The organism is Brevibacterium antiquum CNRZ 918 (assembly GCF_900169145.1).
GTDB classification, from domain to species: Bacteria; Actinomycetota; Actinomycetes; order Actinomycetales; family Brevibacteriaceae; genus Brevibacterium; species Brevibacterium koreense.
The window spans coordinates 136,611-161,855 of sequence record NZ_FXZD01000004.1 but is presented as its reverse complement, the minus strand read 5'-3'; the positions used below and the strand labels follow the sequence as shown (position 1 = coordinate 161,855).

The window sequence follows — 25,245 nt, the reverse complement described above, 5'->3', positions numbered from 1 at the left end:
ATCTCAGCTCGCCTCGATGAAGTGAGCCGATTCGGCAGGCAGGACTCTGTTGATGAAGGTTCGCAGAGCCGGCAGCGAACCCAGCTCGGGGTCGACGGCGATGATCTTCTCTGCGATGGTTCTCGCCTCTTCGACGATCGGGGCATCGCGCAGAATCGACAGGTGCTTCAGCGACGATCCTCCCCACTGTGAGGCGCCGAGCACATCACCCTCTCCCCGAGTGCCGAGATCATACTCGGCCAGAGCAAAGCCGTCGAGGGTACCCGCGACCTCGCTCAGTCGCTCGAAGCTCTCATCGGACTCGGACACCTGGGTGAGCAGGAAGCACAGTGCCGCACTGCCGTCTCGCCCGACGCGTCCGCGCAGCTGGTGAAGCTGAGCGACACCGAAACGCTCCGCCTCGAAGACGACCATCATGGTCGCTCGGGGCACGTCGACTCCCACCTCGACGACCGTCGTAGAGACCAGAATGTCGGTCTCACCGGAGACGAACGCGGCCATCGTCCGGTCCTTCTCCGCCGGCGACATCCGTCCATGGAGCAGCTCGATCGAACGGGATCGGAGCTCGTCGGCGGCCCGGAGCTTGTCCCTCAGGTCCTCAATTCCCTCTCTGCTGCCGATCACCTCGCCCGTTTCGGGATCTTCGATGTCGGAGGGGTCGATGCGTGGGAAGACCACGAAGACGCCTCGGTCGCCCTCGGCCGCCTCGTCGATGAGCTGGAGGACGCGGCCCAACCACCGAGGGTGGTCCCCCAATGACACAGCGTGGGTGGTGATGTCCTTGGTGCCGGCGGGCATCTCGTCGAGGGTGGAGACGTCGAGATCGGCGAAGACCGTCATCGCCACGGTCCGCGGGATCGGCGTCGCAGACATCACGAGGGTGTGCGGGACCTTAAGTCCGGCTTTCGCCCGCAGTGCCTCACGTTGTTCAACCCCGAAGCGATGCTGCTCGTCGACGACGATGAGGCCCAGTTTGTCGAACATCGTCGTATCCGACATCAGGGCATGCGTACCGACGACGATGTCGATCTGACCGGTGGCGAGGTCGAGTGCGAGTTGTTTGCGTTCTCGGGCCGGCATCGACCCCGTCATCAGCGCCACCCGCACCTGATCGTCGCCCGAGAGCAGAGGGCTCAGCGCCATCTGATCGCCGAGGAGGCTCTCGATGGAGCGGAAATGCTGAGTCGCGAGCACCTCTGTGGGAGCGAGCATCGCGGCCTGCGCCTGCGAATCGACGGCAGTGAGCATCGCCCGCAGGGCCACGACGGTCTTGCCGGAGCCGACGTCGCCGTGGAGCAGGCGGTGCATCGCCGAACGCCTGCCCATGTCTGCTTCGATCTCTTCTCCGACCCGCAGCTGAGAGGCGGTGAGGTAGAAGGGCAGACTCTCATCGAACCGTTGGCTTCGGGCTCCGACATTGAGCAGAGGGGTGGCCTCGAGCTGCTCGTAGTCGGCCTTGCGGGAGACGAATTCCGCTTGCAGGGCGAGCGCCTCTTCCCATTTCCAACGCTGTTTGGCCTTCTCCGTCGCCGCTGCTGACCTCGGTCGATGCATATCGTTGAATGCGGTGCGCAGGTCTGGCAGGTCGAGGTTCTCGCGCATAGCGCTGGGCAGCGGGTCCTCGAACTCGTCTGGGTCAGCGACATCGAGGAGGACCTTGATGGCCTTCCACAGGCGCGTCTGTGCGATGCCTTTGACCCGTGAGTAGACGGGGAACGGGGAGTTGAGGTCCTCCGGGGTCCACTTCTCATCGTGTTCGTCCCTGTTGAGCCAGGTGGGCGAGTTCAAGGTCAGCTGTCCACGGTATTCCTCGACCTTGCCTGCGAAGACGACTGTGAGTCCGGGCACCAGCTGATTGTCCAGCCAGCGCTGATTGAAGAAGGCGATCTTCATCGACTGCTGTCCGTCGTGGACGATCACGTCGGTGATGGTCCCGCGGCGTTTCTGCATGCGCCTAGTGTCTACGGAGATGACCTCGGCCTGGAGGATCGCGGTCTCTCCCAATGGGAGCCCTCCCAGGGGCGTCTTCTCCCCGGGGACGAGGAATCTGCGCGGGAAGAAGCGGAAGAGATCCGCCACCGAGGTGATCCCCCGCTTCTTCAGGGCACCCCGGTCTCGTGCGGTGAAGTAGTCGTCGAGGCGGGCACTCATTCGACTCCCATGATGAGCAGTGTTGCCCGGTCCCTCGAGTCGATGTCCTGGAACCTCACCTGGGGGTGTGATTTGCGGATCCAGTCCCGCAGGTGCGAGAGGACATCGGGGGCGCAGCCGGGACCGTGGACGACGGTCAGAAGCTCTCCTCCGGCGCCCAGCAGCCGGTCGGCGAGCTTCTCGACCAGGGTCGTGAGTTCGGTGCTCTGGGTCTTGACCTTCCCATCGATGAAGACGCGGTAGAACTGTGAAGGGTGGGAGCTTCTCGAATCATCGATGACAGGCAGGGCGCCTGTAGGAGGGTTGAGCGCCAGCTGTTCGGCCGAGACGATGGTGCCCACGCGGGTTCCGGCCGCGGCCTCGGTCATATCGGCGACGATCTCCCCCGCCGGAGCGAATGGGTCGTAGACCGCGAGTGCCGACAACATGGTGGCGACATTTCGGGAGCGGAGCACTTGTGCGCCGGTGACCTGCCCCAACGATTTGAGGACGGTGGTGGAGCTGGGGACGACGAGGACTTCGCGTTCCTCTTCGGCGATGATGTCCTTCGTCATTCGCACCGTGTCACCGGCATCCGGTGTCAGTGCCGTCGCCCCATTGAGCGCGCAGTGCATGAGCAGTCCGGTACCCGAGGCGATGGCCACCAGGTGGGTCTCGCCCTCTTCCTCATGCAGACGCAGGTCCTCCATGTCGAGGCGGGCGATGCCGTATCCGGCAAGGCGGTCGAGGACGATCACGGCGGTGGCTTCGTCGGCGACGTGGACGTGGACCTTGGGACCGTTGATGACGATCGATGTCCCGCCGAGCGCATCGAGCGCCTCGGCGAGGGTGGATGACGTCTTTTCGGAATCGATGGATGCCGGGTTCGTGGCCAATATGGCAATGATCTCGAGTTCATCGGAACTGGCCTGGTGGACGATCCGCGGTGACCTGGTGACCTCGACGAGCATCGAATCCTGCGGGGTCCGGCCAGTGACCGTGGCGTAGAGGAGGTCGAAGAGTTCAACGATCCCCGTCGAGCCGGCGTCGACGACCTCGGCCTCCCGGAGCACAGGCAGCTGTCCGGTGGTCTCGCGCAGTGCCGACCGGGAGCGCAGGCGCACTGCAGAAATGAGTTCGATGAGGTTCGCCCCGTCGGCGGCCTTCTCCCGCGCCTCGGTGGCCATGGCGTCGAGGACCGTGAGCATGGTGCCGTCGACGGGACGGGCCACGGACTGCCGGGCCCTTGCGGAGGCGAGTTCGAGGGCTGCGGCCATGGCTTCGGGCGTCGCCACGGTCACACCGGCCAAGGCATCGGCAACACCTTGGAGCGCGACGGCGAGGATGAGTCCGGAGTTTCCGCGAGCACCACGACCGGCACCCTCGGCGAGCGCGGCGACGACCTGGGGCAGCGTGACGGGTCCGGTAAGCTCTTCCACTGCGAGGTAGGCGCTGCGCAGCGTGTGGTACATGTTCGTGCCGGTGTCGCCGTCCGGGACTGGGAAGACGTTGAGCTCGTCGATCTCGACGCGTTCCTTTCGCAGGCGATCAACGGCCCGCCGAGCCCACCTGGCGGCCAGACGCCCGTTGAGGCCGATGGCTTGATTGGGTCCGCTCATGTCACTTCCCGAAATGGCTGAAGCCGCTCGTCGGCACCGGTACGCCGTCGAGACTGACCCCGCTGCCGACTCTCATCTCTCCGATTCTCCGCCAGCCTACCGGAGGTGTGTCGAACTGGCCCGCCGACGCGACGAAGCCATGGTCCTCTCCCCCATTCAGCACCCAGGACAACGCCAACTCCTCTGCCTCTGACGCAGCCCCGTCGGTCCCTTCGTCCGGCTCGGCCCCCTCGATGCTGCCCACCAGGTGCTGTGCTGCAGGCAGCAGCGGATCGATGAGGTCTTGGAGCGAGGCACGGTCGATAGCGGCGTGGACTCCCGAGGCCGCCGCGACCCGTCCCAGATCTGTACTGAGCCCATCGGAGACATCGATCATCGCCGAGGCTTCCCTCATCTGCAGGACAGCCGCATAGTCCGGCTGTGGGGCCAGTTGGGTGGTGATGAGTTCCGTGAGGCTCTCATCGAGTTGAGGATCATTGCGGGCGACTTCAGCGTCGCCGTCGACACCGGCGAAGAGGAGATCCAATCCGGCTGCCGCGCGTCCGATGGTTCCGGCCAGGTAGATCGAGTCTCCCGGCTGCGCCCCCGAGCGGGTGATCGCTGCGTGATCGCCGACGGTGCCCAACGCGGTGATCGCGATGACGATGAGGCCCGAGGACGAGAGGTCTCCGCCGATGACCGGGACTTCGCAGCCCAGTTCCTCGCCGGCACGTGCCGCCTCGGCGACGATGCCTGCGAAGAGAGCTTCGAGATCCTCGATCTTCGTCGAGTCCGGCACCGCCAGTGACACAAGCAGCCCATGCGGCTTGGCGCCCATGACGCACACATCGGAGAGGTTCTGTGCGGCGGCTTTGGTCCCGAGCCGAGACCAGTCGAGCCAGGCGCGGGTGAAGTCCTCGTTCTCCACCAACATGTCGGCCGTGGACACCAGATTGCCGTCCACCGCGGTCACCGCAGCATCATCTCCGGGTCCGATGATCACCTGCGAACCGCTGCGATTGTGAGAGAGGATGCGTTCGAGCACGTGTGATTCGCCAAGTTCGGACAGTCGGGTCATGACTCAAGGTTATCGGGAGATACGGTAGTTGCATGAGATCTCGTCGCCTCCGCCCGTCGCCTCGACCCTCGCCTGGCCCCTCGCCTCGGAAGGCGCGCGCCATAGCCCTCGCAGCCGTTGTCACCGTGGCAGCGGGTGTGAGCCTAGCCGGGTGCGAGCGAACTGTCGTCGTCGACCCCGCCCAGGACGCACAGAATCCCAAATGCGCCGACATCATGCTCCGCATGCCCGATGAGATCGCAGGCGAGAAGTCACGCACGACATCCTCCCAAGGCACGAAAGCGTGGGGAGATCCCAACATCGCAGTCGTCCGCTGCGGCGTCACCCCACCCGGACCGACCACCGATCAGTGCGTGAGCGTGAGCAACGTCGACTGGATCTCGAAGGCCTCCGAGGAGGAAGACACCTGGGTGTTCACCAGCTACGGCCGCACCCCGGCAGTCGAAGTCCTCGTCAACCGCAAAGCCGAATCGGGCAACAATGTGCTCGCAGCGATCTCGCCGGCATTGACCGCGATCAAGCCTGAGGCCAAGTGCGTGGGAGCCGAGGACCTCGACAGCTGAGCAGGCCCACTGAGCAAGTCCGCTGGGGTCCGCTGCGCAGGCCCACTGAGCGAGCCCACTGGGGTCCGCTGCGCAGCGAGCGGCCCACTTAGCATCGACGGGCGACGCTATACTTTGGCCGCTCGATGATAAGTGGTCCCTTCGGCAGAGTCCCCTGTGCTTGTGGACTGTGAGTGGCGACCACTGGGTCATGTGACTGCAACCTCCACTTGATGCGTTTTGATAGTGTTCATTGCATTTAGATCATCTTTGGCTTCATAATGAGGCTATGGTCTCTGTCTTCAGATCCAAGGAGCTCCATGACCTCGGGTTCACGGAGATGGGCATTCAGGGTGCACTGAGCTGTTGTCTGCGCCGGATTCGGCGCGGGCACTTCGTTCTGCATTCACCCTGCGCCACGACTGACCATCAACCGCTCCACCTTCTGCACGACGCCACTGCGACGGACTACCCGCGACGGTATGGAGACATTCGAGACAACTCAGAGTGGCTCAAAGTGCTGATCCGCTCGTATGCTGACGAACTTCCGTCGGGAGCGGTCTTCTCTCATGTGTCCGCAGCACTGATCCACGGTCTGGACCCTCCGTTTCCGGCTACTGAGTCCGCCGAGGTGGTCCGGCCCGGATTTCACCGCGTGAAGAAGACCCTGCGAACCCGTGACCGTGCACTGAGCTGCGAAGAAATGGCGGCTATCGGCGATCTGCCCGTGACCACCATCGCCAGAACACTCCTCGACCTTGCCAACGACTATCCACTTGAAGTCTCGGTGCCCTTCATCTCTGAGGCGCTGCGTCGAGGACTCACATCTTGCGAGTCACTGCGTGAGAGTATCCGATCGGGCACACGTGGCTGCAGACGAGCGGCCCAAGCCATCGACTTGTCCAGCCCGGCTCACGAGTCATCGGGGGAAGCGCTGTGCGCCGTGAAGTTCTTTCGGTTCAACATCACCGGGATGACTCCCCAGATGGATGCGTACGACCGCTTCGGAACGTGGATCGCTCGCAATGACTTCCGACATGACAAGCATCCGCTGATCGTCGAGGTCCACGGCGTGGGAAAGTACTATCTCAATGCCGCGGGGCCAGACGAGGCGAGTTCTGCAAACCATGAACGACATATGAAGCTGCTCAACGCCGGGTACCGAGTCTTCAACCTCGTTTGGGCAGACCTCTTCCGCACGAGTGAGTTCGCGAAGATCAGGGCAGCCCTCGCCGAGTTCGACTGAGGGCCGCCACAACTCAAAGCACTCCGACAAGTGCTTCTGCCAAGGAGCAACACCAGTTCAGGCAGTTCAGGCAGTTCAGGCAGGGACGAGCATATTCAACTGAATTCTTCGCAGCAAGCAAGAACGGCCGCCAGCGCCCAACGAGACCACTCAGACCCCAACGAGACCACTCAGCATTGACCGGACTACTTAGCGTCGAGGGATCAGGCTATAACGTGCCCCCTCGACGCTAAGCAATCCGCTCGATGAGAAAAGTGCCATATAAGGCCTGCCTACATAGTTATTCGGCTGAGGCGATCAGACACAAGCATCGTCGGCAGCACCAGCAACCTCCGAGGGAACCTGTCACAGCTGGCCCCCTCAGCGGGTCAGCGACTGAGTGGCTCAGCGACTGAGTGGCTCACTGGCTACATGATCAGTGGGTGCGGGCGTGATCGACCAGTGCGATGGTGATGAGCTCTGAGATGAGCGCCGGGTACTCGATGCCCGAGTTCGACCACATGAACGGGTACGCCGAGGTGGGGGTGAATCCCGGGAGTGTGTTGATCTCGTTGATGAGGACCTCACCGGAATCGGTGACGAAGGTATCGACACGCGAGAGCCCCGTGCAGTCGAAGAGCCGGAACACCTGGGCCGAGAGCTCCTGGATCCGCGCCGTCGTCTTCTCATCGACGCGGGCCGGGCAGGTCAGCTGCGCATCGGCGAGGTCGAGGTATTTGGCTTCGAAGTCATAGAACGAGTGCTCGCCGGAGACTTCGATCTCTCCGGGGAACGAGACCCGAACCTCACGGTCGTGAACGGAGCCGAGGACCGCGCACTCGATCTCACGACCGACGACCCGTGGTTCGACGATGACCTTGGAATCATGGTCGAAGGCAGAGCGCAGCGCCTGGTCCAGCCCTTCGACGGATTCGACGCGGCTGACTCCCATCGACGATCCTGCCCGTGCCGGTTTGACGAACACAGGCAGTCCCAAGCCGGTGATCCGAGCCTCAGCATCGGCCCGGTCGGCCTCCCACATGGTTTCGGTCACGAGCTCCCAGGGGCACGTCGGAATTCCGGCATGTGCCATGAGGGACTTCGTGTAGTGCTTGTCCATGCTCGCCGCCGAGGCGAAGACCCCGGAACCGACGAAGGCCGTGTCGCTGAGTTCGAACAGTCCCTGCAGGGTGCCGTCTTCCCCGTACTGCCCGTGCAGGAGAGGGAAGTAGACGTCGACGGATCCGAGTTCGGTGTAGTGGCCATCGGCGTCCCTGTGCAGCAGGGGCGAGCCCTGAGCTGAGATCGGCGGGATGACTTCGGTTCCGTTGTCAACGACCTCGGGCATATTGGCCGGATCGAAGGCCATCGTCGACCAGTCTTCGACGATGCGCCACACACCGGCTTTCGTGATGCCGATGGGCAGAACACGGTAGGCGTCATCGTCGATGGCCCGGATGACCCCGGCAGCAGTGACGCAGCTGACGGCGTGTTCGCTCGATCGTCCGCCGAAGAGGACTGCGACGAGTGGCCGGTGATCAGATTCAGGCATGGAGATCCTTGGTCGTTAGCGCGCGTGACCGTTTGTACGGACTGGAAAACTCTAGCTCACTTGAGCTCGAACGTGCATTCCAGCCATGCGCGGGCGATGCCCTTGAAGAACATGTTGAACCCGGCGAAGGCCGGTGACGCGGATTCGTCGAGGCCCAGCGGCTCCGCCAATGCCGTGACGATGAAGAAGTACCGGTGCGATCCGTGCCCCTGGGGTGGTGCGGCACCGACGAAGCGCGGTTCGCCCGCGTCGTTGCGCAGCGTCACGCTGCCGGCGGGCAGCAGGTCCGCCGAGGGGTCGCCGGCGTTGGCGGGCAGACTGGTTGTCGACGCGTCGAGGTCGGTGACGACCCAGTGCCAGAAGCCGGAGCCGGTGGGTGCGTCCGGGTCGTAACAGGTCACGGCGAAGGCCTTGGTCTCCTCGGGGAATCCCGACCATGACAGCTGCGGTGAGGTGTCTTGGCCACCCTCGACGCCCATCGCACCCGAGAGCTGAGGCCCGCTCAGTTTTCCTCCGTTCTCGATGTCCGTGCTGGTGAGAGTGAATGTTGGGACGTCGGAAAGGTTGTAGAACGGTGAGTTGATGCTCATGTCTGCTCCTTGTCGTACGAAATGCTGCAGTGGACGTTGCTGAGGATTCCTCGGATCTTCAAGGGGCTCGGCCCGCCGAGGCGGTCACGCCGATGGTCCCTCGTGCTTGCGCTTCCGAGACAACAGCAAACCGGAGAGTTCGTCAACCCGCAGCCGTCCGCCGAGGACCGCGCATACCGCTTCCGTGATCGGCAGGTCGACCTCGTACTTGCGCCCCAGGGCGAGGATGGCAGGAGCCGACTTCACTCCCTCAGCGGTCTGCGAGGTGTGGGCGATGACGTCGGTGAGGCTCATGCCCTCGCCGAGGTGACGACCGAATGTCCTGTTCCGCGACAATGGTGAAGCGCAGGTGGCGACGAGGTCGCCGAGTCCGGCCAGCCCCGAGAGGGTGTGCGGCGCGGCGCCCATGGCAGCAGCCAGACGGGAGGTCTCGGCCAGGCCGCGGGTGATGATCGAGGCCTTCGAGTTGTCGCCGAGCTTCTGCCCGTCGGCGATGCCGACCGCCAGTGCAATGACGTTCTTGACGGCACCACCCATCTCGACGCCGACGACATCGGTGTTCGTATAGGGCCGGAAGTATCCGTTCGCGCTGATCTGCGCGACCACTTCGGCCGTCTCGATGCTCTCTGAAGCCACGACGGTGGCGGTGGGCTGACGATCGGCGATCTCACGGGCCAGGTTCGGGCCGGAGACGACCGCGATCTGGGTGGAATCCACCTCGGCGACCTCGGCGATGACCTCGGACATGCGCTTGCCCGTGTCGACCTCGATGCCCTTCATCAGGCTCACGAGTTTCACCCCTGGGCGCAGATGCGGCTTCCACCGGCTCAGGTTCTCCCGCAGGGTCTGTGCGGGAACGGCGAGGATGATCACCTCGGCGTCGGTGACGGCGGCGATGTCGTCAGCGGTGGCACTCAGCAGCTCGGGCAGGACCCGGTCACCCAGGTACCGTTCATTCGTGTGTGAGGTGGTGATCTCCTCGGCGACCTCGGACCGGCGAGCCCAGAGGGTGACGGGAAATCCGGCATCGGCGACGACGGCGGCATAGGTCGTCCCCCATGATCCGGCTCCCAGCACTGCGGTCTTCTCGACGCTCATTCGCCGACCTCCTCGTTGTGGAATCTCTCGGGCAGCTCACGATTCGACAGCTCGCCGACCATCGCTGCAATGGTGTTCGTCAGGCGGTGGGTGAGCACCGTCTTGGACTTCTTCTCCTCACGGTGGGCCCACAGGTCCTCGTAGTCGATGGGGTCACCGAATCGGACCACCGAGGTGTGTCGCAAAGGTCGGAACTTGGGCACCTTCGCCCCTTGCGGGAAGATCTCCTGAAGTCCCCAGTGCGCGGCAGGGATGATCGGGGCACCGGTTTCGAGTGCGAGTCTGGCGGTGCCGGTCTTGAAGTGCTGTGGCCACAGTTCTGTGTCCTTCGTCAGCGTTCCCTCCGGATAGATGACGACGCATTCGCCCTTGGCCAGAGCCTCCTTCGCGTATTCGAGGGAGTCACCGGCCTGTGTGGAGGAGCGCAGGACCGGGATCTGGCCAAGTCCGCGGAGGACGGCGCCGAGGGCACCTGAGAACAGACCTGATTTGGCGAGGAAGTGCGGCAGGTGCCCGTTGCGCCACAGGGCGAGCCCGACGAGGATCGGGTCGAGGTGGCTGGCATGGTAAGCGGCGATGATGGCACCGGTGCCCCGCGTCTCCGGCATCCCTCGCATGCGCCGCATTCGCGGCGTCCGAGGCGGCAGGATCTCGGCATTGTCGACCTTGATCTTCGAGGTCAGCCGGTAGAGCCCATAGGCGGTCGAGGCCACGACGAAGGCGACTCGGCGCTGGGACCGGACCGCGGAGGGTTCGAAGGAGACCAGCACGTCCTCGTCACTCATGCGGCCACCTCGGCGCCGAGACCGATGAGCTTGTCGAGGAAGTTCTCGTATCCGCGGTTGATGAGTTCGATGCCGTGGACCTGGCTGGTTCCGCGTGCGGCTAGGGCTGCGATGAGGTGGCTGAACCCACCGCGCAGGTCGGGCACGTCGATACGTGTTCCCGTGAGTTCGGTGGGCCCGGAGACCACGGCCGAGTGCTGGTAGTTGCGGCGTCCGAAGCGGCAGGGTGTACCGCCGAGGCATTCGCGGTAGAGCTGGATCTGGGCACCCATCTCCCCGAGCGCGTGGGTGAAGCCGAAGCGGTTCTCGTACACGGTTTCGTGGATGATCGACAGGCCCTCGGCCTGGGTCATGGCGACGACGAGCGGTTGCTGCCAGTCGGTCATGAAGCCCGGGTGAACATCGGTCTCCAGGGCGAAGGACGTGAGCTTGCCGCCGGGGTGGCGGAAGCGGATCCCAGTCTCCTCGACCTCGAATTCACCGCCGATGCGGCGGAAGACGTTGAGGAAGGTGATGAGCTCGGGCTGGGAGGCGCCTTCGACGAAGATGTCTCCCCCGGTGGCCAACGCGGCCGAGGCCCAGGAGGCGGTCTCATTGCGGTCGGGCAGCGCCCGGTGGATGAAGCCGCGCAGAGTCTCCACACCTTCGATGCGCACCACGCGGTCGGTGTCGACGGTGATGATGGCGCCCATCTTCTGCAGCAGGGCGATGAGATCCATGATCTCGGGTTCGATGGCCGCATTGCGCAATTCGGTCACGCCCTCGGCCCTCACCGCGGTCAGCAGCACCTGTTCGGTGGCGCCGACGGAGGGAAAGGGAAGTTCGACCTTGGTACCCTGCAGGCGCCCACGGGTAGTGAGCATGATGCCGCCGGAGGTCTTGTCGACCTCGGCGCCGAACTGTCGCAGGACGTCGAGGTGGAAGTTGATGGGGCGGTCACCGATGTGGCATCCGCCCAGATCCGGAATGAACGCCTGACCCAGGCTGTGCAGGAGAGGTCCGCAGAAGAGGATCGGGATCCGCGAGGATCCGGCATGCGCATCGATGTCGACGATCGACCCCTGTGCCATATCGGAAGGGTCCAGATGCAGTTCACCGTCGGAGCGCTGCCCATCGGTGCCAGGTGTGACACGGACACCATGGAGCTCGAGGAGACCGGTGACGATCTCAACGTCCCTGATCTGCGGCACGCCGCGCAGCACGGAGGGCGTCTCTGCCAGCAATGAGGCGACCATAGCCTTGGGAACCAGGTTCTTGGCGCCTCTGACCTGGACGGTTCCACCTAACGGATTACCGCCGCGAACTTCGAGCATGTTCCTCCCTGCGTCACACTTGCACCCGGTGGGATCCGGGCGTGGCCCAGACTAGTCCGGACTCGTCCAAGACTAGCGCAGACGTCCCTCCAACTCAGAGACGGCGCGAGCTCCGACCACAGAGTCAGCACGGACTCCTGCGAGAGCCGCGGATCGGCTCGCTCAGACCTTCGCGGGCAGGGTCGTCGGTTTGAATGCCGCGCGCCGGGACTCGAAATCAGAGATCTCGGATTCCTTGGCCAAGGTCAGACTGATGTCGTCATGGCCTTCGAGAAGGCGCCAGCGCGTGTAGTCATCGATCTGGAAGGTCACGGTCACCGAATCGCAGGTCACGGTCTTCTCGTTCAGGTCGACGGTGATCGGTGTGCCCGGGTGGTTCTCCAAGATCTTCCAGATCAGTTCGATGTCGTCCTGTTCCAGCTGAGCCGCCAACAGGCCCTCTTTGCCGGAGTTGCCGCGGAAGATGTCGCCGAAGCGGGAGGAGAGGACGACACGGAAACCGTAGTCCTTCAATGCCCACACCGCGTGTTCACGCGAGGAGCCGGTGCCGAAATCAGGTCCGGCTACGAGGACGGAGCCGGCCGAGAAGTCCGGGTCGTTGAGGACGAAGTCCTCCGCGGTCCGCCACCGGTAGAACAGGGCGTCTTCGAACCCGGTGCGGGTGACACGCTTGAGGAATTTCGCCGGGATGATCTGGTCGGTGTCGATGTTGGCTCGGCGCAGCGGGACGCCGATGCCGGTGTGGGTGCTGAATGCTTCCATCGGTTGTCAGTCCTTACGCGTTCGCCGAGGTGGGGGTGGGTGTCAGTGTCAAGGTGGGCTTATCTTCAGTCCACGCCACCGGTTCGGCGTCGCGGGGCAGATCCTTGACGTCACCGGGCGAGGACAACGTTCCGCGCACGGCTGTGGCCGCGGCCACGAGTGGAGACACGAGGTGGGTGCGTCCGCCCTTGCCCTGTCGGCCCTCGAAGTTGCGGTTCGAGGTCGAGGCACAGCGTTCGCCGTCGGCCAGCTGGTCCGGGTTCATGCCCAAGCACATCGAGCAGCCGGCGAAGCGCCACTCTCCCCCGAAGTCCTTGAAGACCCGGTCGAGGCCTTCCTCCTCGGCCTGCAGGCGGACCTTCGCCGAGCCGGGGACGACCATGAAGCGGACGTTCTCGGCCTTCTTCCGATCCTGGACCACCTCGGCGGCGGCACGCAGGTCCTCGATGCGCGAATTTGTGCAGGATCCCAGGAACACGGTGTCGACTTCGATCTCACGCAGCGGTGTGCCCGGTGTCAGTCCCATGTAGGCCAGCGCGTTGGCAGCAGATGCCTTGTCGTTCTCATCGGCGAAGTCATCGGGTGAGGGCACGGCCGCTGACAGCGGCAGCCCCTGACCCGGGTTGGTTCCCCAGGTCACAAACGGTTCTATGTCCTTGGCTTCGAGGACGACCTCATGGTCGAAGGTCGCATCCTCGTCGGTGTACAGGGTCTTCCAGTACTCGAGTGCGGCATCCCAGTCGTCACCCTCGGGTGCGTGCGGACGACCCTTGACGTACTCGAAGGTGGTTTCGTCCGGGGCGACCATGCCGGCGCGGGCTCCCGCCTCGATCGACATGTTGCAGATGGTCATCCGTGCTTCCATCGACAGCGCCCGGATCGCCGAGCCGCGGTACTCGAGCACGTAGCCCTGACCGCCGCCGGTGCCGATCTTCGCGATGATGGCGAGAATGATGTCCTTGGCGCTCGAGCCTTCGGGCAGGTCGCCGTCGACGGTGATCGACATCGTCTTGAATGCCTTGAGGCTCAGGGTCTGGGTGGCGAGCACGTGCTCGACCTCGGAAGTGCCGATGCCCAGCGCCAACGCACCGAAGGCCCCGTGGGTGGAGGTGTGCGAGTCGCCGCAGACGACGGTGGTGCCCGGCTGGGTCAGGCCCAGCTGGGGGCCCACGACGTGGACGATTCCCTGATCGGCATCGCCGAGGCTGTGCAGACGGATCCCGAATTCCCGCGTATTCTGCCGCAGCGTTTCGATCTGCGTGGCAGAGGTGGGCTCCGCGATGGGCTTGTCGATGTCCCAGGTCGGAGTGTTGTGATCCTCCGTGGCGATCGTCAGATCGGGGCGGCGCACTGGGCGCCCGGCGAGTCGGAGACCGTCGAATGCCTGCGGGCTGGTGACCTCGTGGACGAGGTGGAGGTCGATGTAGATGAGGTCGGGCGCACCGTCTTCGCCCAGGGATACGACGTGATCAGCCCAGACCTTCTCGGCCAAAGTGCGTGGCATGGTTCCTCCCGCTGGTACAGAGATTGCCTGTACATGCTTACTGCTGTGACGGCCCGTGTTCGGGCGTGGGTGACATTCGATATGACCTCTCGACGAGCGCGCAATGTGCGCTCAACGAGTGCGTACAGGAAACCTACTCGTCCGTATCGCATTTCGAACTTGCATCTCGCCCACTGAGACGGGCACAATAGTGCCTATGACAAGCAATGGTAGCGGCGTCGGAGTCATCGACAAGGCCGCAATGGTTCTCTCCGCCCTCGAGGCCGGACCCGCATCACTGGCCGAACTGGTCTCACTGACCGGACTCGCCCGGCCCACTGCCCACCGCCTGGCCGTTGCGCTCGAATTCCATCGCATCGTCGGTCGTGACCTTCAAGGTCGCTTCGTCCTCGGCCCACGCCTGGCCGAACTCTCTTCGGCCGCCGGTGAGGACCGCCTGCTCGCCGCGGCCGGACCGGTCCTCGGTCAGCTGCGCGACCAGACCGGTGAGTCTGCTCAGCTGTTCCGCCGCCAGGGTGACCTGCGCCTGTGCGTGGCCGCCGCCGAACGCCCTGTGGGCCTGCGTGACTCGGTGCCGATCGGCGCCACCCTGAGCATGCGCGCGGGTTCCGCCGCCCAGGTCCTCCTGGCCTGGGAGGAGCCCGACCGTCTGCACACGGGCCTGCGCGGTGCCCGCTTCTCCGCAACCATGCTCTCCGGTGTCCGTCGCCGAGGCTGGGCCCAGTCGATCGCAGAACGTGAACGAGGCGTCGCCTCCGTCTCAGCGCCAGTTCGCGGGCCCAGCAATCGCGTGGTGGCCGCCGTATCGATCTCCGGCCCCGTGGACCGCCTGACGCGTCAGCCCGGCCGTCTGCACGCGAAGTCCATCATCGACGCAGCGCGCACGCTGTCCGAAGCCCTCAACAGGGGCTGATTTCGGCGCAGCACCGGCAACCGAACGCTGTCGGCTGCGAGCACCCTCGCTCCCCTGTCACCTGCTGATCACGCGTAGAATTCTGGGACACAGAGAATATCTGCCCACCAATTGCGCAGGAGCCGCATGACCGATCTCATTGAGCTCGCCCTGGGCGATGACAGCGCGGTCGTCTCCACAACTGGAGCGGCACTGCTCAACTACACCGTCGGTGATCGTCCAGTCGTCATCCAGATGTCCGCCTTCGACGGTGCTGTGCTGGCACCCTGGCCGAATCGGGTCGCCGATGGACGCTATGACTGCAACGGCCGTTCCCATCAGCTGCCGATCACCGAAGCCTCTCGCGGCACCGCTGCTCTGCATGGGCTCATGGAAGAGACCCGCTGGGCGGTGACCGAACGCGACGGCGCCTCGGTGAGACTGAGGACAGAGCTCACCGACTCACCGGGATACCCCTTCACGCTGTCCCTCGAGGTGGCATATTCACTCATCGAACGCGAAGACGAGGAAGAAAGCGCCAGCAGAGGTGAGCTGCTGGTCCAGGCGTCGGCACGAAACTTCGGGCAGGAGCCTGCCCCCTTCGGATTCGGCTTTCATCCTTGGATCCACCCAGGCGCCGATCGCGTCGATCAGGCACAACTCCACGTTCCGGCAGACACCTGGGTCGAGACCGATGCCAGACTCATCCCCCAGGCGATCAGACATTTCGACACAGGATCGTTCATCCCCGCCGATCACGAGCCGAACGAAGCGTCCTGCCTCCTCTGCAAGGACTTCCGCGCGCTGCGCGCTCTTGGTCCCGCAGTCCTCAATGATGCCTTCGGGACCCCGCAGCGCGGTGGCGATGGGTGGTCGCGAGTGCGGTTGAGAGGTGCCGACGACAGGACGGTCATCATCGGAATGGATGAGAACTTCCGGGCCTGGCGGATCTGCACCGGCGACGAACTCGACCAGGGCCACCGACGTCGAGCCATCGCCATCGAACCGATGACGTGTCCACCCACGGCCTTTGCCACTGGCTCTGGCTCTGGCTCTGGCTCTGGCTCTGGCTCTGGCCACGATGCCATCGGCCCCCGCGGTAAACTCAGCGCGGAATGGGCCATCGCCCTGCGGTGAGAGCTCTGGAGCAAAAACATCGTGCCCTGATAGGTTGCGACTATCGGATTCAACTCGCGCGAAGGAAGATCATGTCGACACCACAGAACCCGTACTCCGGTGCGGATGCAGAGAACCATCAGAATATCCCGACCGACCAGGTTCACCAGGACTCTCACCAAGCCAGCCCTGATTCTCACCAAAACAGCCCGGAATTCAGCCCGCAGCAGGACCCATCTGTCGGCGAACAGGCCGATGGCACATCGTCGTCTGCCGGATCTGCACAGTACGGCCAGGGCTCACAGTTCAGCCAGGCCGAGCAGTACAACGAACAGCAGAATCAGTTCGGGCAGCCCGAACCGTACAACCAGCAGAACCAGTTCGATCATGGCGGTCAGTACAACCATGGCGGTCAGTACAACCCCCAGGATCAGTACAATCCTCAGGATCAGTACGGACAGTTCGGGCAGCCAGCCCAGCAGGGTCAGCACTACCAGGACGCTGACTACGCTGCGTACAATCAGGGCAACTACGCCGGTTCCCAGCACGCCCAGGTAGGCAATTTCCAGCAACCTGCATCGCAGCAGAACCCCGACAGCAGCAGCGGCTTCTTCAAGTCGCTCTTCGACTTCCGCTTCGACAACTTCATTGCGGTCAAGTGGGCTGGCTTCATCTACATCATCGCCATCGTCGTGGCTGCACTGTCCTGGCTGGGATCGATCGTCGGCGGAATCATCACGGGCGCCGCAGCGGGGGCCGCTACCAGCTATCTGAGCAATGGCCCGAGCTTCAGCCCGTGGCCGCTGCTGCTGGCGATCATCTTCGGCTGGATCCTCCCTGCCCTGTGGGTGCTCTTCGTCCGGCTGGCCCTCGAACTCATCGTGGCCAACGTCAAGACTGCGGAGAACACGAGGCAGATCGCGAACTCCCTGGGACGCTGACCGCGGTCAGCCACACGCTCGGTGTAGAGCACGGCCGGTGTGAAGCACGCTCGGTGTAGAGCACGGCCGGCACGGCGTCAGTATTCGCTCTGAGTTTCAGGGATCGGCTTTGAAGTCGAGCTCTGAGACTCAGAGCGAGCTGTTTCTGAAACACCTCGGAACAGACCAAGTGCCTCGGGACCGAAGAACCATCTCGGGGTCAGCGTGACTCGGAGCGGCCAACGCGTCCGGGGAGAACACCCGTGAATTAGAGCGAGCCCCACACCGATTCCTCGATGCGGGACTCAACCGTACCCCCGAGCAGGTTCGAACTGCCGTTTCCGCCTTGAGAGGGCAGCGTCCTAGGCCACTAGACGACGGGGGCCAATAAACAGCTCGGAGTCATACTCCCGATGCTGTTCGCTGGGGTACCAGGACTTGAACCTAGACTAAATGTACCAGAAACACTCGTGCTGCCAATTACACCATACCCCAATGTTATTCAGGCACATCCCCGAAGGAATTTCCCTGAGCAACGAGATATAACTCTACACAAATCCCCCGCCCAGCTCCAAATCCATGAAGGCTATTTGCGGTGTGACCTTCTTAACATTGTCTCCCGCGCCGCCGATTTGCTTCCCGCGCCACCGATTTGCTTCCCGCGCCACCGAGTTCACTCCCGTGCCAGGCAGATGAGGTGATCGTTCACTCCCGTGCCAGGCAGATGAGGTGATCGAGGACCCGGTAGCCGTCAGCGCGCAGACCGTTGTGCTCGTACTCGTTCGTCACCCACGGCTTCACACCGTCGAGGAGGTCCGCTGTGGCCAACGAGTATTCCGGAGGGACATAGGCGTCCTCGAAGTACACCGCTGCGCCGCCGCGCACGGTTGAGGCCCGCAGCGCATCAGCATCGTAGAGTCGAGGCCATTCGTGTGCTGCCACAAGCTGCGCCACCTCGGCGAAGGGGGCAAGCTCCGGGTCTTCGGCCAGTGACTCGGGTCCGGCATGTTCACCGGCCAACAGGGTCGGATCGGCTTCGACGTCCGCGGGCATTGCCCGACGAGCGGCCCAGTTGGTGATGCCGCCGTCGGCCCAGCAGGACTCGTGGACCACTGCGTAGAGCGGATTTCGTCCCGAAAACGGCAGTGCGGCAGACAGGTCGTGACGGAAGGCCGCCGAGGCGGGGTCCATGTCCAGCAGATAGTGCAGTTCCTCGGGGCCGTCGGAGGCTCCGAGGAAGTGCCCGAGGAGACGGATGCGTTCCGTTGTGGCCCGTGCCCCGCCGGGAAGCGCGATGCCGCCATCGGCTTCGGCGAGGTCGACGAGGCGGGCGAGCTTGTCTCGGTCGCCGGGAAACGCTCGGTAGAACTGCTCCGACTTCCGCTTCATGCCCTCCCACGTCGTGGCGTACACGGTGGCAGGATCGGTGCCGATCGCGGGCAGACCGCCGGTGAAGTAGACCTCGCTCAGCGATTGCGAATGCGCCGACACATACCGCAGGGCGGTGAATCCTCCGAACGACTGACCGAGCAGCGACCAGGTGTCAACACCCAACCCTCGGCGCAGAACCTCAGCGTCCTCGACGATCGAATCGGCACGGTAGTGGCTCAATGCCGTAGCAATCTCTGCGGGGGCCTCACCGACTCCGTCGAGGCCTGTGATGCGTCCGTTCACTGAGCCGATGGGGCTCGACTTCCCGGTTCCTCGCTGGTCGAGCATGACGACCTGGAAGTCCTCGAGTGCTCGCGCCAACCAGGTGGACTGGCCAACAGGGGTGGTGGGTCTGGGCGCTTCGACACCCGGCCCGCCCTGCAGGAACACGAGATACGGTTTAGTGCTGTCCGTTTCGGTCGCGGTGATTCGGGCGAAGACCTCGATGGTTCCCGCTCCCCCACCGAAGTGGTCGAACGGGGCCTCGAAGGTCACGTCCCTCAGATGAAGTCCTCCACGTGTCCAGCTTGCCTGGTTGAGCATCATCACAGCTGGGCCGCCAGCGCCCGCAGGCGAGTCAGTGACGAGTCCTTGCCGAGGATCTCCAGGGATTCGAACAGAGGCGGTGACACCTTGCGTCCGGACACGGCCACTCGCAGCGGGCCGAAGGCCAATCGAGGCTTGATCTCCATCTCGGTGACCAGTTTGGCCTGCAGCGCTTCGTGCAGCGTGTCCGTCGTCCAGTCCTCGACTCCTTCGAGAACCTCGATCGAGGCCGCGAGCACCTCAGGAGCCGAATCCTTCAGGGTCTTCAGACCGTCCTCTGCCATGGTCAGCTCGGCATCGGGGGTGAACAGGAACGCGAGCAGGTCAGGCGCTTCGCCGAGGAGGTTCATCCTCGTCTGCACGAGCGGAGCCGCCTGGTTGAGGATCGCCAGCTGAGCCTCCGATGGCTTGTCCGGGAGCACCTCGGCGGCCTGGAGATAGGGCACCAGGCGGTCACGGAAGTCGGTGACGTCGAGGAGTCGGATGTGGTCGGCGTTGATCGACGTCGCCTTCTTCACATCGAAGCGGGCGGGGTTGGGCAGAACATCGTGGATGTCGAAGGCCTCGACGAACTCCTTGACGCTGAACACATCTCGGTCCGGTCCGATGGACCAGCCGAGCAGGGCCAGGTAGTTGATGATGCCTTCGGGGATGAAGCCGTTCTCGCGGTGGACGAACAGGTTGGATGCCGGGTCGCGCTTGGACAGTTTCTTGTTGCCATCGCCCATCACGTACGGCAGGTGACCGAATTCGGGGGTCGCGGCCGCAACACCGATGTCCTTGAGTGCTTCGTAGAGCACGACCTGACGCGGGGTCGAGGACAGCAGGTCCTCACCGCGCAGCACGTGGGTGATGCCCATGAGGGCGTCGTCGACGGGATTGACCAGGGTGTACAGCGGCTGACCGTTCGCGCGGACGACGACGTAATCCGGGATGGTTCCGGCGCGGAAGGTGATCTCTCCGCGGACCAGGTCGGTGAAGGTGACGTCTTCGGAGGGCATGCGCACACGCCAGACAGGTTCGCGTCCTTCGGCCCTGAATCCGGCGATCTGCTCGGGGGTGAGGTCACGGTCGTACCCGTCGTAGCCGAGCTTGGGGTCGCGGCCTGCGGCCTTGTGCCGGGCCTCGACCTCTTCGTTGGTCGAGTAGGACTCGTAGATGTGTCCGGCGGCCTTGAGCTTCTCGATCACGCCCGCGTAGATGTCGCCGCGCTGGGACTGGCGGTAGGGTCCGTCAGGTCCGCCCACATCGATGCCCTCGTCCCAGTCCAGACCGAGCCACTTCATGGCCTCCAGCACCTGGCCGAAGCTCTCCTCGGTGTCACGGGCGGCGTCGGTGTCCTCGATGCGGAAAACGAATTTTCCGCCGGTGTGCTTCGCATACGCCCAGTTGAACAGGGCGGTGCGGACCATACCGACGTGCGGGGTGCCGGTGGGTGATGGGCAGAAACGAACTTTGACGCTCACTGTGATCCTTCGGTCTTTGGTGCTGCGAGTCTTGGGTGCTGCAAGTCTTGAATGCTGGGAGTTGTGTGACGGGGTGGGATGCTGCCTGGTGCCGGTCTCAGGCGTCCATGACCATGTTGCTGAGGACTCCGAGCCCGTCGATCGCGATGTCGACACGGTTGCCGGACACGATCTGCCCCACACCGGCGGGAGTGCCGGTGAGGATGACGTCACCGGGCAGCAAGGTGATGGTCTCGGACAGGTGTTCGATGAGGGTCGGGATATCGAAGATGAAATCGGCGGTGTTGCCGTCCTGCTTCAGATCCCCGTCGACCCAGGAGCGGATGCCGAGGTTGTCGACATCGAGTTCCGTTTCGATCCAGGGTCCCAGTGGGCAGGAGGTATCGAAGCCCTTCGCCCGTGACCACTGCTTGTCCGACTTCTGGATGTCACGCATGGTCACATCGTTGCCGCCGGTGTAGCCGAGGACGTGGTCATAGGCGTTCTCTGCCTTCACACCCTTGGCGACGCGGCCGATGATCACGGCCAGCTCAGCCTCGTAGGACACGTATTCGCTGATGGCGGGCAATCGGATCGGATCTCCGGGACCGATCACCGAGGTGTTGGGTTTGAAGAATGTCAGTGGGCTGACGGGCACCTCATTGCCGAGTTCGGCGGCATGATCGGCGAAGTTGCGTCCGACGCCGATGACCTTCGACCGCGGCAGGATCGGGCTGACAAGACGAACATCGTCGAATTTCAGCCTTTCGCCCGTCGACTGGGCTGGAGCGAAGAACGGGTCCTGGTCAAGAACGGCGAGGCTGAGACCGGACGTGTCCCACGTGCCGTCCTCAATCTGCGGCACGTCGCCTTCGACGACTCCGTATTTGGGTTCATCCTGGTGCACAAATCTGGCAATACGCATGTGCCCCAGTCTAGTCAGTCGGCCGGGCCGCCGACACACGGGCTTTCTGCGCTGGGACTGAGACACTTGGGACATGCCCGATTCCCCACACTTCGACCTGCACGCCATCGCCGAGGGTCTGCCCGCTGCTGCGCTCATCGACCAGCTGGCGAGCGCAACTGTCGGCAGATTCCCCCGCCTGGTCGTCGAGGCCCCGCCCGGAACCGGCAAGACCACACTGGTACCGCCGCTCATTGCCGAACACCTTCATGATCCAGGGGACATGCCGGGGCGAATCATCGTCACCCAGCCACGGCGCATGGCTGCCCGGGCCGGCGCCAGGCGGCTGGCGACGCTGACGGGGACCCGCCTCGGCGAGGACATCGGGTTCACGGTTCGCGGAGAGTCGCGGACCTCTGCGCGCACGCGGATCGAGTTCGTGACCACTGGAGTGTTGCTGGCTCGGCTGCTGCGCGATCCCGAGCTGGCAGGTGTCTCAGCGGTCATCCTCGATGAGGTGCACGAACGTCACCTCGACACCGACCTGACCTTCGCGTTGTGCCGGGAGCTCGTCGATCTGCGTGAGGACCTTGGCCTCATCGTCATGTCGGCGACCCTGGACGCCACGCTATGGGCACGACGTTTGGGAGCAGGTGACAATGCCGGTGGGGCCGAGTCTCCGGCCACGTTGCTGTCGGTATCCGCCCAGGTCCATCCCCTCGAGGTCAGGTGGGCACCCGCGAAGCAGCGGCCTCTGGACGCACGCGGAGTGACCTGGGACTTCCTCGCTCATGTGGCCCGCACAACCGTCGATGCTCTCTCAACGCACACGAGTGGGGACGTGCTCGTCTTCGCTCCCGGTGCCCGGGAGGTCGAGGAGATCGCCTCGCGCATCGCGCGGTCCCTTCCAGCCACACCGGCGACCGAGGTTCACACCCTGCTCGGGCGCACCCCTGCCAAGGAGCAGGATGCGATATTGAAACCGCAGGCCGCCGAGGTTGGCCGACGTCGCGTAATCGTCTCGACCTCGGTCGCGGAGTCGGCTCTCACGGTTCCCGGGGTGAGCATCGTCGTCGATTCGGGGCTGGCTAGGGGTCCCCGGTTGGATACGCGGCGTGGAATGTCTGGTCTGGTCACCACCCGCGAGTCCAAGGCCTCGGGCACGCAGCGTGCCGGCCGTGCCTCGCGCTTGGGGCCTGGCACGGTCTATCGGTGCCTGTCCGAATCTGACTGGGCGAGCCTGCCCGAGCACACGCCGGCTGAGATTGCGACCTCCGACCTCACCTCGGCGGTGCTGACCCTTGCGGTGTGGGGTGGTGACACGGACCTGCTGCCGGATCCGATGCCGGAGGGCCCCTACCGCCTGGCCGTGGACAATCTCGTGGCGCTTGGGGCGCTCGAGGCCGCAGAACCAGTTCAGGGTGCAGGTCCGGATCAGGGTGCGGGGGCTGAGCGCGATGCAGGCGCCGAGGAGGCCTCGGTCACGGTCACCGAGCTGGGACGGGCCATCGCCCGGATTCCGGCCTCGGTGTGGTCAGCGCGAGGTCTCTTCGACGGAGCCGCGATGCTGTCCCCGGCGGCTGCGGCCGAGGCGATCGCTGTGATCGAATCCGAGCAGCGTGCCCCTGGTGCCGATCTTGTGGCCACCCTGCGCGAGCTGCGGCGCGGCAAGGACCGTCGGTTCGCTCAAGATGTGAAGCGCTTCGCCGGTTTGGCCGCGGAGTTCTCGAACCCGCAGGATGCAGCGGATCAGGGAACAGCGGATCAGGGTTCGGCCCGGGCAGGGTCACTGAGTCCCGATGACCTGGGCCTCGTCGTCGCCCTCGCCCACCCGATGCAGATCGGACGACTGCGCAGCTCCTCGGCCTCTGAGTACCTGCTGGCCTCGGGCACAGCGGCGACATTGCCGCGGAACTCCTCGCTGCAGGGAAGCCCGTGGTTGGCGATCTCCGATGTCGGCCTCTCTGGCGGGCGCGCTGTGATCAGGGCGGCTGTGGTCATCGACGAGGACACCGCGGAACTTGCGGGGGCCGGGCTGATGGCGACCGAGGAGACGGCGACGTTCGAGCAGGGCAAGGTCCGTGCGGTGCGCCGGACCCGCCTCGGCGGCATCGAACTCACTGCCACACCGATCAAGGCGAGTCCGGAATTGGCCCGCTCGGCGATCGCAGCTTCGGTGCGTCAGCGCGGAGCCAGAGAGATTCTGCGACCCAGTGAGGCGTTCGAGGAACTGCGCTCGCGGCTGGGGCTGCTGCACGCCGTCTATGGCACACCGTGGCCGGATGTGCGCTGGTCACAGCTGTCACAGACTCTGACCCAGTGGTGCCCGGCGGCCCTGGACCGGGTCGCCCGAGGAGCCGATCCGAGCAGGGTCGATCTTGTCTCTGCGCTGCGGACTCTCTTGCCCTGGCCGCAGGCGTCGCGCCTCGACGAGCTGGTGCCGGTCAGTGTTGAGGTGCCCAGCGGTTCCCGGGTTCGCCTCGACTATCCCGATCCCGACCGTGTGGACTCGGAATCCGATTCCGAACAGGGGCCTGTGCTCGCGGTCAAGCTCCAGGAGTGCTTCGGTTGGCAGACTGCGCCGAGCGTGTGTGAGGGTCGAGTCCCGGTGGTGGTCCACCTCCTCTCCCCTGCCCGCCGACCTCTGGCGGTCACCAGCGACCTCGCCTCCTTCTGGGCCAACGCGTATTCCCACGTCAGAGCCGAGAACCGCGGCCGTTATCCGAAGCATGCCTGGCCCGAGGATCCGCTGACGGCACCCCCGATGCGCGGGACCAAGCGGTCTGGGACAATGAAGAGGTGACTCTCGCCGCCTCCCTGACCGCTGATGGCACCGACATGCTCGGTGCTGCGATCAGCGCACCCACGTGGCGAACACTGCGCGATGAGCACGCATTGCAGATTGCGGAGAGGACCGATGCGCACCTCGCCCGCCGGCTCAGAGGCGAGAAGCACCCGGTCGAGGATTTCCTGTTCACCTACTATCCGTTCAAAGCGGGTCAGCTGGCCAAATGGAATCCCGGCCCCGGAGTGCGCCTCGAGTTGGACACCGAGGCCGACCGAACCTACTTCGACCGTCGCTGGTACACCACGAATCCTGCCGGCACGATCGCCGAGGTGGATGTCGAGTCTTGGCGCAGCGACCGTGGCGATGGTGCGAAGTTCATCGCCTCGCTGCTCCAGTCGACCCTGCGTCGGGAGGCGAACTTCGGATGCTTCGGCATTCACGAATGGGCGATGGTCTACAAACTCAGCGAAGAGCAGCGTCGTCATCAGCAGGTGCCGCTGCGGCTGAGCCATGAGGCCACCGATGCCGTCGTCGAAGGTCACCGGATCCAGTGCTCACATCACGACGCGTTTCGTTTCTTCACCGGGCCAGCCAGGCCACTGAACACTCTCCAGCCCACCCGCGAGTCCATGGTGGCCAACGAACAGCCGGGCTGTCTGCATGCGGGAATGGACCTGTACAAATGGGCGATGAAGATCGGGCCCATCGCCCCCTCCGACCTCGTCGTCGACTGCTTCGACCTGGCGCTGGACATCCGCACCCTCGACATGGAGGCCTCGCCCTATGACCTGCGCGGCTGGGGCGACGGTGTCGTCGCCATCGAAACCGCCGAGGGCAAGGCCGAATACATGGATCGCCAAAGAGCCTTCTCCGAACGGGCCCAGGCTCTGCGACAGCGACTGCTCGACTCCTTGGCCGCGGTTGGGGTCTACGCCAGAGAGTCCGACTGAAGGCAGAGCCGACAGATAGAGTGCCCGCCCCATTTGAGGCCGGGCACCAGCAAAGTGCACACAGTGTGGACCGCGG

Annotated in this window: 20 protein-coding genes and 2 tRNA genes; 7 read left to right on the top strand and 15 right to left on the bottom strand. The window is 64.4% G+C overall.

All coding sequences use genetic code 11. The features are described from left to right. Positions 1–3: 3 nt before the first annotated feature. The 3 genes from BANT918_RS07600 to thiL are packed head-to-tail and all read right to left on the bottom strand — an operon-like array spanning position 4 to position 4,806. Positions 4–2,151: an ATP-dependent DNA helicase RecG gene (locus BANT918_RS07600; protein ID WP_101619680.1), complete on the bottom strand. Its 2,148-nt coding sequence runs from the start codon at positions 2,149–2,151 to the stop codon at positions 4–6. Beyond that, positions 2,148–3,749 carry a DAK2 domain-containing protein gene (locus tag BANT918_RS07595; protein ID WP_101619679.1) on the bottom strand — a complete coding sequence of 534 codons (1,602 nt, stop codon included), beginning with the start codon at positions 3,747–3,749 and terminating at the stop codon, positions 2,148–2,150. Before BANT918_RS07595 ends, BANT918_RS07600 begins: the two co-directional genes overlap by 4 nt. A gap of 1 nt (position 3,750) precedes the next feature. Then, complete coding sequence (gene thiL / locus BANT918_RS07590; RefSeq protein WP_101619678.1) at positions 3,751–4,806, bottom strand: thiamine-phosphate kinase; 1,056 nt, start codon at positions 4,804–4,806, stop codon at positions 3,751–3,753. Between the two features lie 32 nt (positions 4,807–4,838). On the opposite strand from thiL, the gene BANT918_RS07585 reads away from it, so the two are divergent. Next, positions 4,839–5,369: a DUF3515 domain-containing protein gene (locus tag BANT918_RS07585; RefSeq protein ID WP_233429250.1), complete on the top strand. Its 531-nt coding sequence runs from the start codon at positions 4,839–4,841 to the stop codon at positions 5,367–5,369. Between the two features lie 268 nt (positions 5,370–5,637). Next, positions 5,638–6,594: a hypothetical protein gene (locus BANT918_RS07580; protein ID WP_101619677.1), complete on the top strand. Its 957-nt coding sequence runs from the start codon at positions 5,638–5,640 to the stop codon at positions 6,592–6,594. 415 nt (positions 6,595–7,009) lie between these two features. Here the strand turns inward: BANT918_RS07580 and BANT918_RS07575 are convergent, their stop codons facing one another. The 7 genes from BANT918_RS07575 to leuC all read right to left on the bottom strand — a co-directional run bounded on the left by BANT918_RS07575 (position 7,010) and on the right by leuC (position 14,177). Next, the gene (locus BANT918_RS07575) at positions 7,010–8,125 is read right to left on the bottom strand and encodes a D-alanine--D-alanine ligase family protein (RefSeq protein ID WP_101619676.1); all 1,116 of its coding nucleotides are present in this window, start codon (positions 8,123–8,125) and stop codon (positions 7,010–7,012) included. A 56-nt stretch (positions 8,126–8,181) separates the two neighbouring features. Next, the gene (locus BANT918_RS07570; protein WP_101619675.1) at positions 8,182–8,715 is read right to left on the bottom strand and encodes a YbhB/YbcL family Raf kinase inhibitor-like protein; all 534 of its coding nucleotides are present in this window, start codon (positions 8,713–8,715) and stop codon (positions 8,182–8,184) included. 84 nt (positions 8,716–8,799) lie between these two features. Further along, on the bottom strand, positions 8,800–9,813 hold the full coding sequence (locus tag BANT918_RS07565; RefSeq protein ID WP_101619674.1) for an NAD(P)H-dependent glycerol-3-phosphate dehydrogenase: 1,014 nt from the start codon (positions 9,811–9,813) through the stop codon (positions 8,800–8,802). Beyond that, positions 9,810–10,598 (bottom strand): lysophospholipid acyltransferase family protein, encoded by a 789-nt coding sequence (locus BANT918_RS07560; protein ID WP_101619673.1) that lies wholly within the window; start codon positions 10,596–10,598, stop codon positions 9,810–9,812. Before BANT918_RS07560 ends, BANT918_RS07565 begins: the two co-directional genes overlap by 4 nt. Continuing rightward, positions 10,595–11,911, bottom strand: coding sequence for a UDP-N-acetylglucosamine 1-carboxyvinyltransferase (gene murA / locus BANT918_RS07555; RefSeq protein WP_101619672.1), 1,317 nt, complete (start codon positions 11,909–11,911; stop codon positions 10,595–10,597). The genes BANT918_RS07560 and murA overlap by 4 nt, the downstream gene beginning before the upstream one ends. 162 nt (positions 11,912–12,073) lie before the next feature. Next, positions 12,074–12,673 carry a 3-isopropylmalate dehydratase small subunit gene (leuD, locus tag BANT918_RS07550; protein ID WP_101619671.1) on the bottom strand — a complete coding sequence of 200 codons (600 nt, stop codon included), beginning with the start codon at positions 12,671–12,673 and terminating at the stop codon, positions 12,074–12,076. Between the two features lie 13 nt (positions 12,674–12,686). Then, positions 12,687–14,177: a 3-isopropylmalate dehydratase large subunit gene (gene leuC / locus BANT918_RS07545; protein ID WP_101619670.1), complete on the bottom strand. Its 1,491-nt coding sequence runs from the start codon at positions 14,175–14,177 to the stop codon at positions 12,687–12,689. A 196-nt stretch (positions 14,178–14,373) separates the two neighbouring features. Here leuC and BANT918_RS07540 point away from each other — a divergent pair, with 196 nt between their 5' ends. The 3 genes from BANT918_RS07540 to BANT918_RS07530 all read left to right on the top strand — a co-directional run bounded on the left by BANT918_RS07540 (position 14,374) and on the right by BANT918_RS07530 (position 17,126). Then, a complete protein-coding gene (locus BANT918_RS07540; RefSeq protein WP_101619669.1) occupies positions 14,374–15,090 on the top strand; it encodes an IclR family transcriptional regulator in 717 nt (238 codons plus the stop codon). Positions 15,091–15,216: 126 nt separating this feature from the next. Beyond that, positions 15,217–16,206, top strand: coding sequence for an aldose epimerase (locus tag BANT918_RS07535; protein ID WP_101619668.1), 990 nt, complete (start codon positions 15,217–15,219; stop codon positions 16,204–16,206). Between the two features lie 71 nt (positions 16,207–16,277). Next, positions 16,278–17,126, top strand: coding sequence for a DUF4282 domain-containing protein (locus BANT918_RS07530; RefSeq protein WP_167389413.1), 849 nt, complete (start codon positions 16,278–16,280; stop codon positions 17,124–17,126). Between the two features lie 291 nt (positions 17,127–17,417). On the opposite strand, the gene BANT918_RS07525 is transcribed toward BANT918_RS07530, so the two are convergent. From BANT918_RS07525 to BANT918_RS07505, 5 genes are all read right to left on the bottom strand, one after another. After that, positions 17,418–17,490, bottom strand: a tRNA-Glu gene (locus BANT918_RS07525). 38 nt (positions 17,491–17,528) lie between these two features. Then, positions 17,529–17,600 (bottom strand) — tRNA-Gln (locus tag BANT918_RS07520). A 210-nt stretch (positions 17,601–17,810) separates the two neighbouring features. Beyond that, the gene (locus tag BANT918_RS07515; protein ID WP_418904414.1) at positions 17,811–19,031 is read right to left on the bottom strand and encodes an alpha/beta fold hydrolase; all 1,221 of its coding nucleotides are present in this window, start codon (positions 19,029–19,031) and stop codon (positions 17,811–17,813) included. A 50-nt stretch (positions 19,032–19,081) separates the two neighbouring features. Beyond that, a complete protein-coding gene (gltX, locus tag BANT918_RS07510; protein ID WP_233430401.1) occupies positions 19,082–20,494 on the bottom strand; it encodes a glutamate--tRNA ligase in 1,413 nt (470 codons plus the stop codon). Positions 20,495–20,645: 151 nt separating this feature from the next. Further along, entirely contained in the window at positions 20,646–21,452 is an 807-nt protein-coding gene (locus BANT918_RS07505; RefSeq protein ID WP_101619664.1) for a fumarylacetoacetate hydrolase family protein, read from the bottom strand. Positions 21,453–21,525: 73 nt separating this feature from the next. Here BANT918_RS07505 and BANT918_RS07500 point away from each other — a divergent pair, with 73 nt between their 5' ends. Then, entirely contained in the window at positions 21,526–24,234 is a 2,709-nt protein-coding gene (locus BANT918_RS07500) for an ATP-dependent RNA helicase (RefSeq protein ID WP_101619663.1), read from the top strand. Beyond that, positions 24,231–25,169: a 3-methyladenine DNA glycosylase gene (locus BANT918_RS07495; protein ID WP_101619662.1), complete on the top strand. Its 939-nt coding sequence runs from the start codon at positions 24,231–24,233 to the stop codon at positions 25,167–25,169. Before BANT918_RS07500 ends, BANT918_RS07495 begins: the two co-directional genes overlap by 4 nt. Positions 25,170–25,245: the final 76 nt, after the last annotated feature.

Excerpts from the sequence above, each read along its gene's own strand:
- thiL (WP_101619678.1), bottom strand. The coding sequence starts at position 4,806 with ATGACCCGACTGTCCGAACTTGGCGAATCACACGTGCTCGAACGCATC.
- BANT918_RS07530 (WP_167389413.1), top strand. The coding sequence starts at position 16,278 with ATGTCGACACCACAGAACCCGTACTCCGGTGCGGATGCAGAGAACCAT.
- leuD (WP_101619671.1), bottom strand. The coding sequence starts at position 12,673 with ATGGAAGCATTCAGCACCCACACCGGCATCGGCGTCCCGCTGCGCCGA.
- BANT918_RS07560 (WP_101619673.1), bottom strand. The coding sequence starts at position 10,598 with ATGAGTGACGAGGACGTGCTGGTCTCCTTCGAACCCTCCGCGGTCCGG.
- leuC (WP_101619670.1), bottom strand. The coding sequence starts at position 14,177 with ATGCCACGCACTTTGGCCGAGAAGGTCTGGGCTGATCACGTCGTATCC.
- BANT918_RS07535 (WP_101619668.1), top strand. The coding sequence starts at position 15,217 with ATGACCGATCTCATTGAGCTCGCCCTGGGCGATGACAGCGCGGTCGTC.
- BANT918_RS07565 (WP_101619674.1), bottom strand. The coding sequence starts at position 9,813 with ATGAGCGTCGAGAAGACCGCAGTGCTGGGAGCCGGATCATGGGGGACG.
- BANT918_RS07595 (WP_101619679.1), bottom strand. The coding sequence starts at position 3,749 with ATGAGCGGACCCAATCAAGCCATCGGCCTCAACGGGCGTCTGGCCGCC.
- BANT918_RS07575 (WP_101619676.1), bottom strand. The coding sequence starts at position 8,125 with ATGCCTGAATCTGATCACCGGCCACTCGTCGCAGTCCTCTTCGGCGGA.
- BANT918_RS07500 (WP_101619663.1), top strand. The coding sequence starts at position 21,526 with ATGCCCGATTCCCCACACTTCGACCTGCACGCCATCGCCGAGGGTCTG.
- BANT918_RS07580 (WP_101619677.1), top strand. The coding sequence starts at position 5,638 with ATGGTCTCTGTCTTCAGATCCAAGGAGCTCCATGACCTCGGGTTCACG.
- BANT918_RS07585 (WP_233429250.1), top strand. The coding sequence starts at position 4,839 with ATGAGATCTCGTCGCCTCCGCCCGTCGCCTCGACCCTCGCCTGGCCCC.
- BANT918_RS07600 (WP_101619680.1), bottom strand. The coding sequence starts at position 2,151 with ATGAGTGCCCGCCTCGACGACTACTTCACCGCACGAGACCGGGGTGCC.
- BANT918_RS07540 (WP_101619669.1), top strand. The coding sequence starts at position 14,374 with ATGACAAGCAATGGTAGCGGCGTCGGAGTCATCGACAAGGCCGCAATG.
- gltX (WP_233430401.1), bottom strand. The coding sequence starts at position 20,494 with ATGGTCCGCACCGCCCTGTTCAACTGGGCGTATGCGAAGCACACCGGC.
- murA (WP_101619672.1), bottom strand. The coding sequence starts at position 11,911 with ATGCTCGAAGTTCGCGGCGGTAATCCGTTAGGTGGAACCGTCCAGGTC.
- BANT918_RS07505 (WP_101619664.1), bottom strand. The coding sequence starts at position 21,452 with ATGCGTATTGCCAGATTTGTGCACCAGGATGAACCCAAATACGGAGTC.
- BANT918_RS07570 (WP_101619675.1), bottom strand. The coding sequence starts at position 8,715 with ATGAGCATCAACTCACCGTTCTACAACCTTTCCGACGTCCCAACATTC.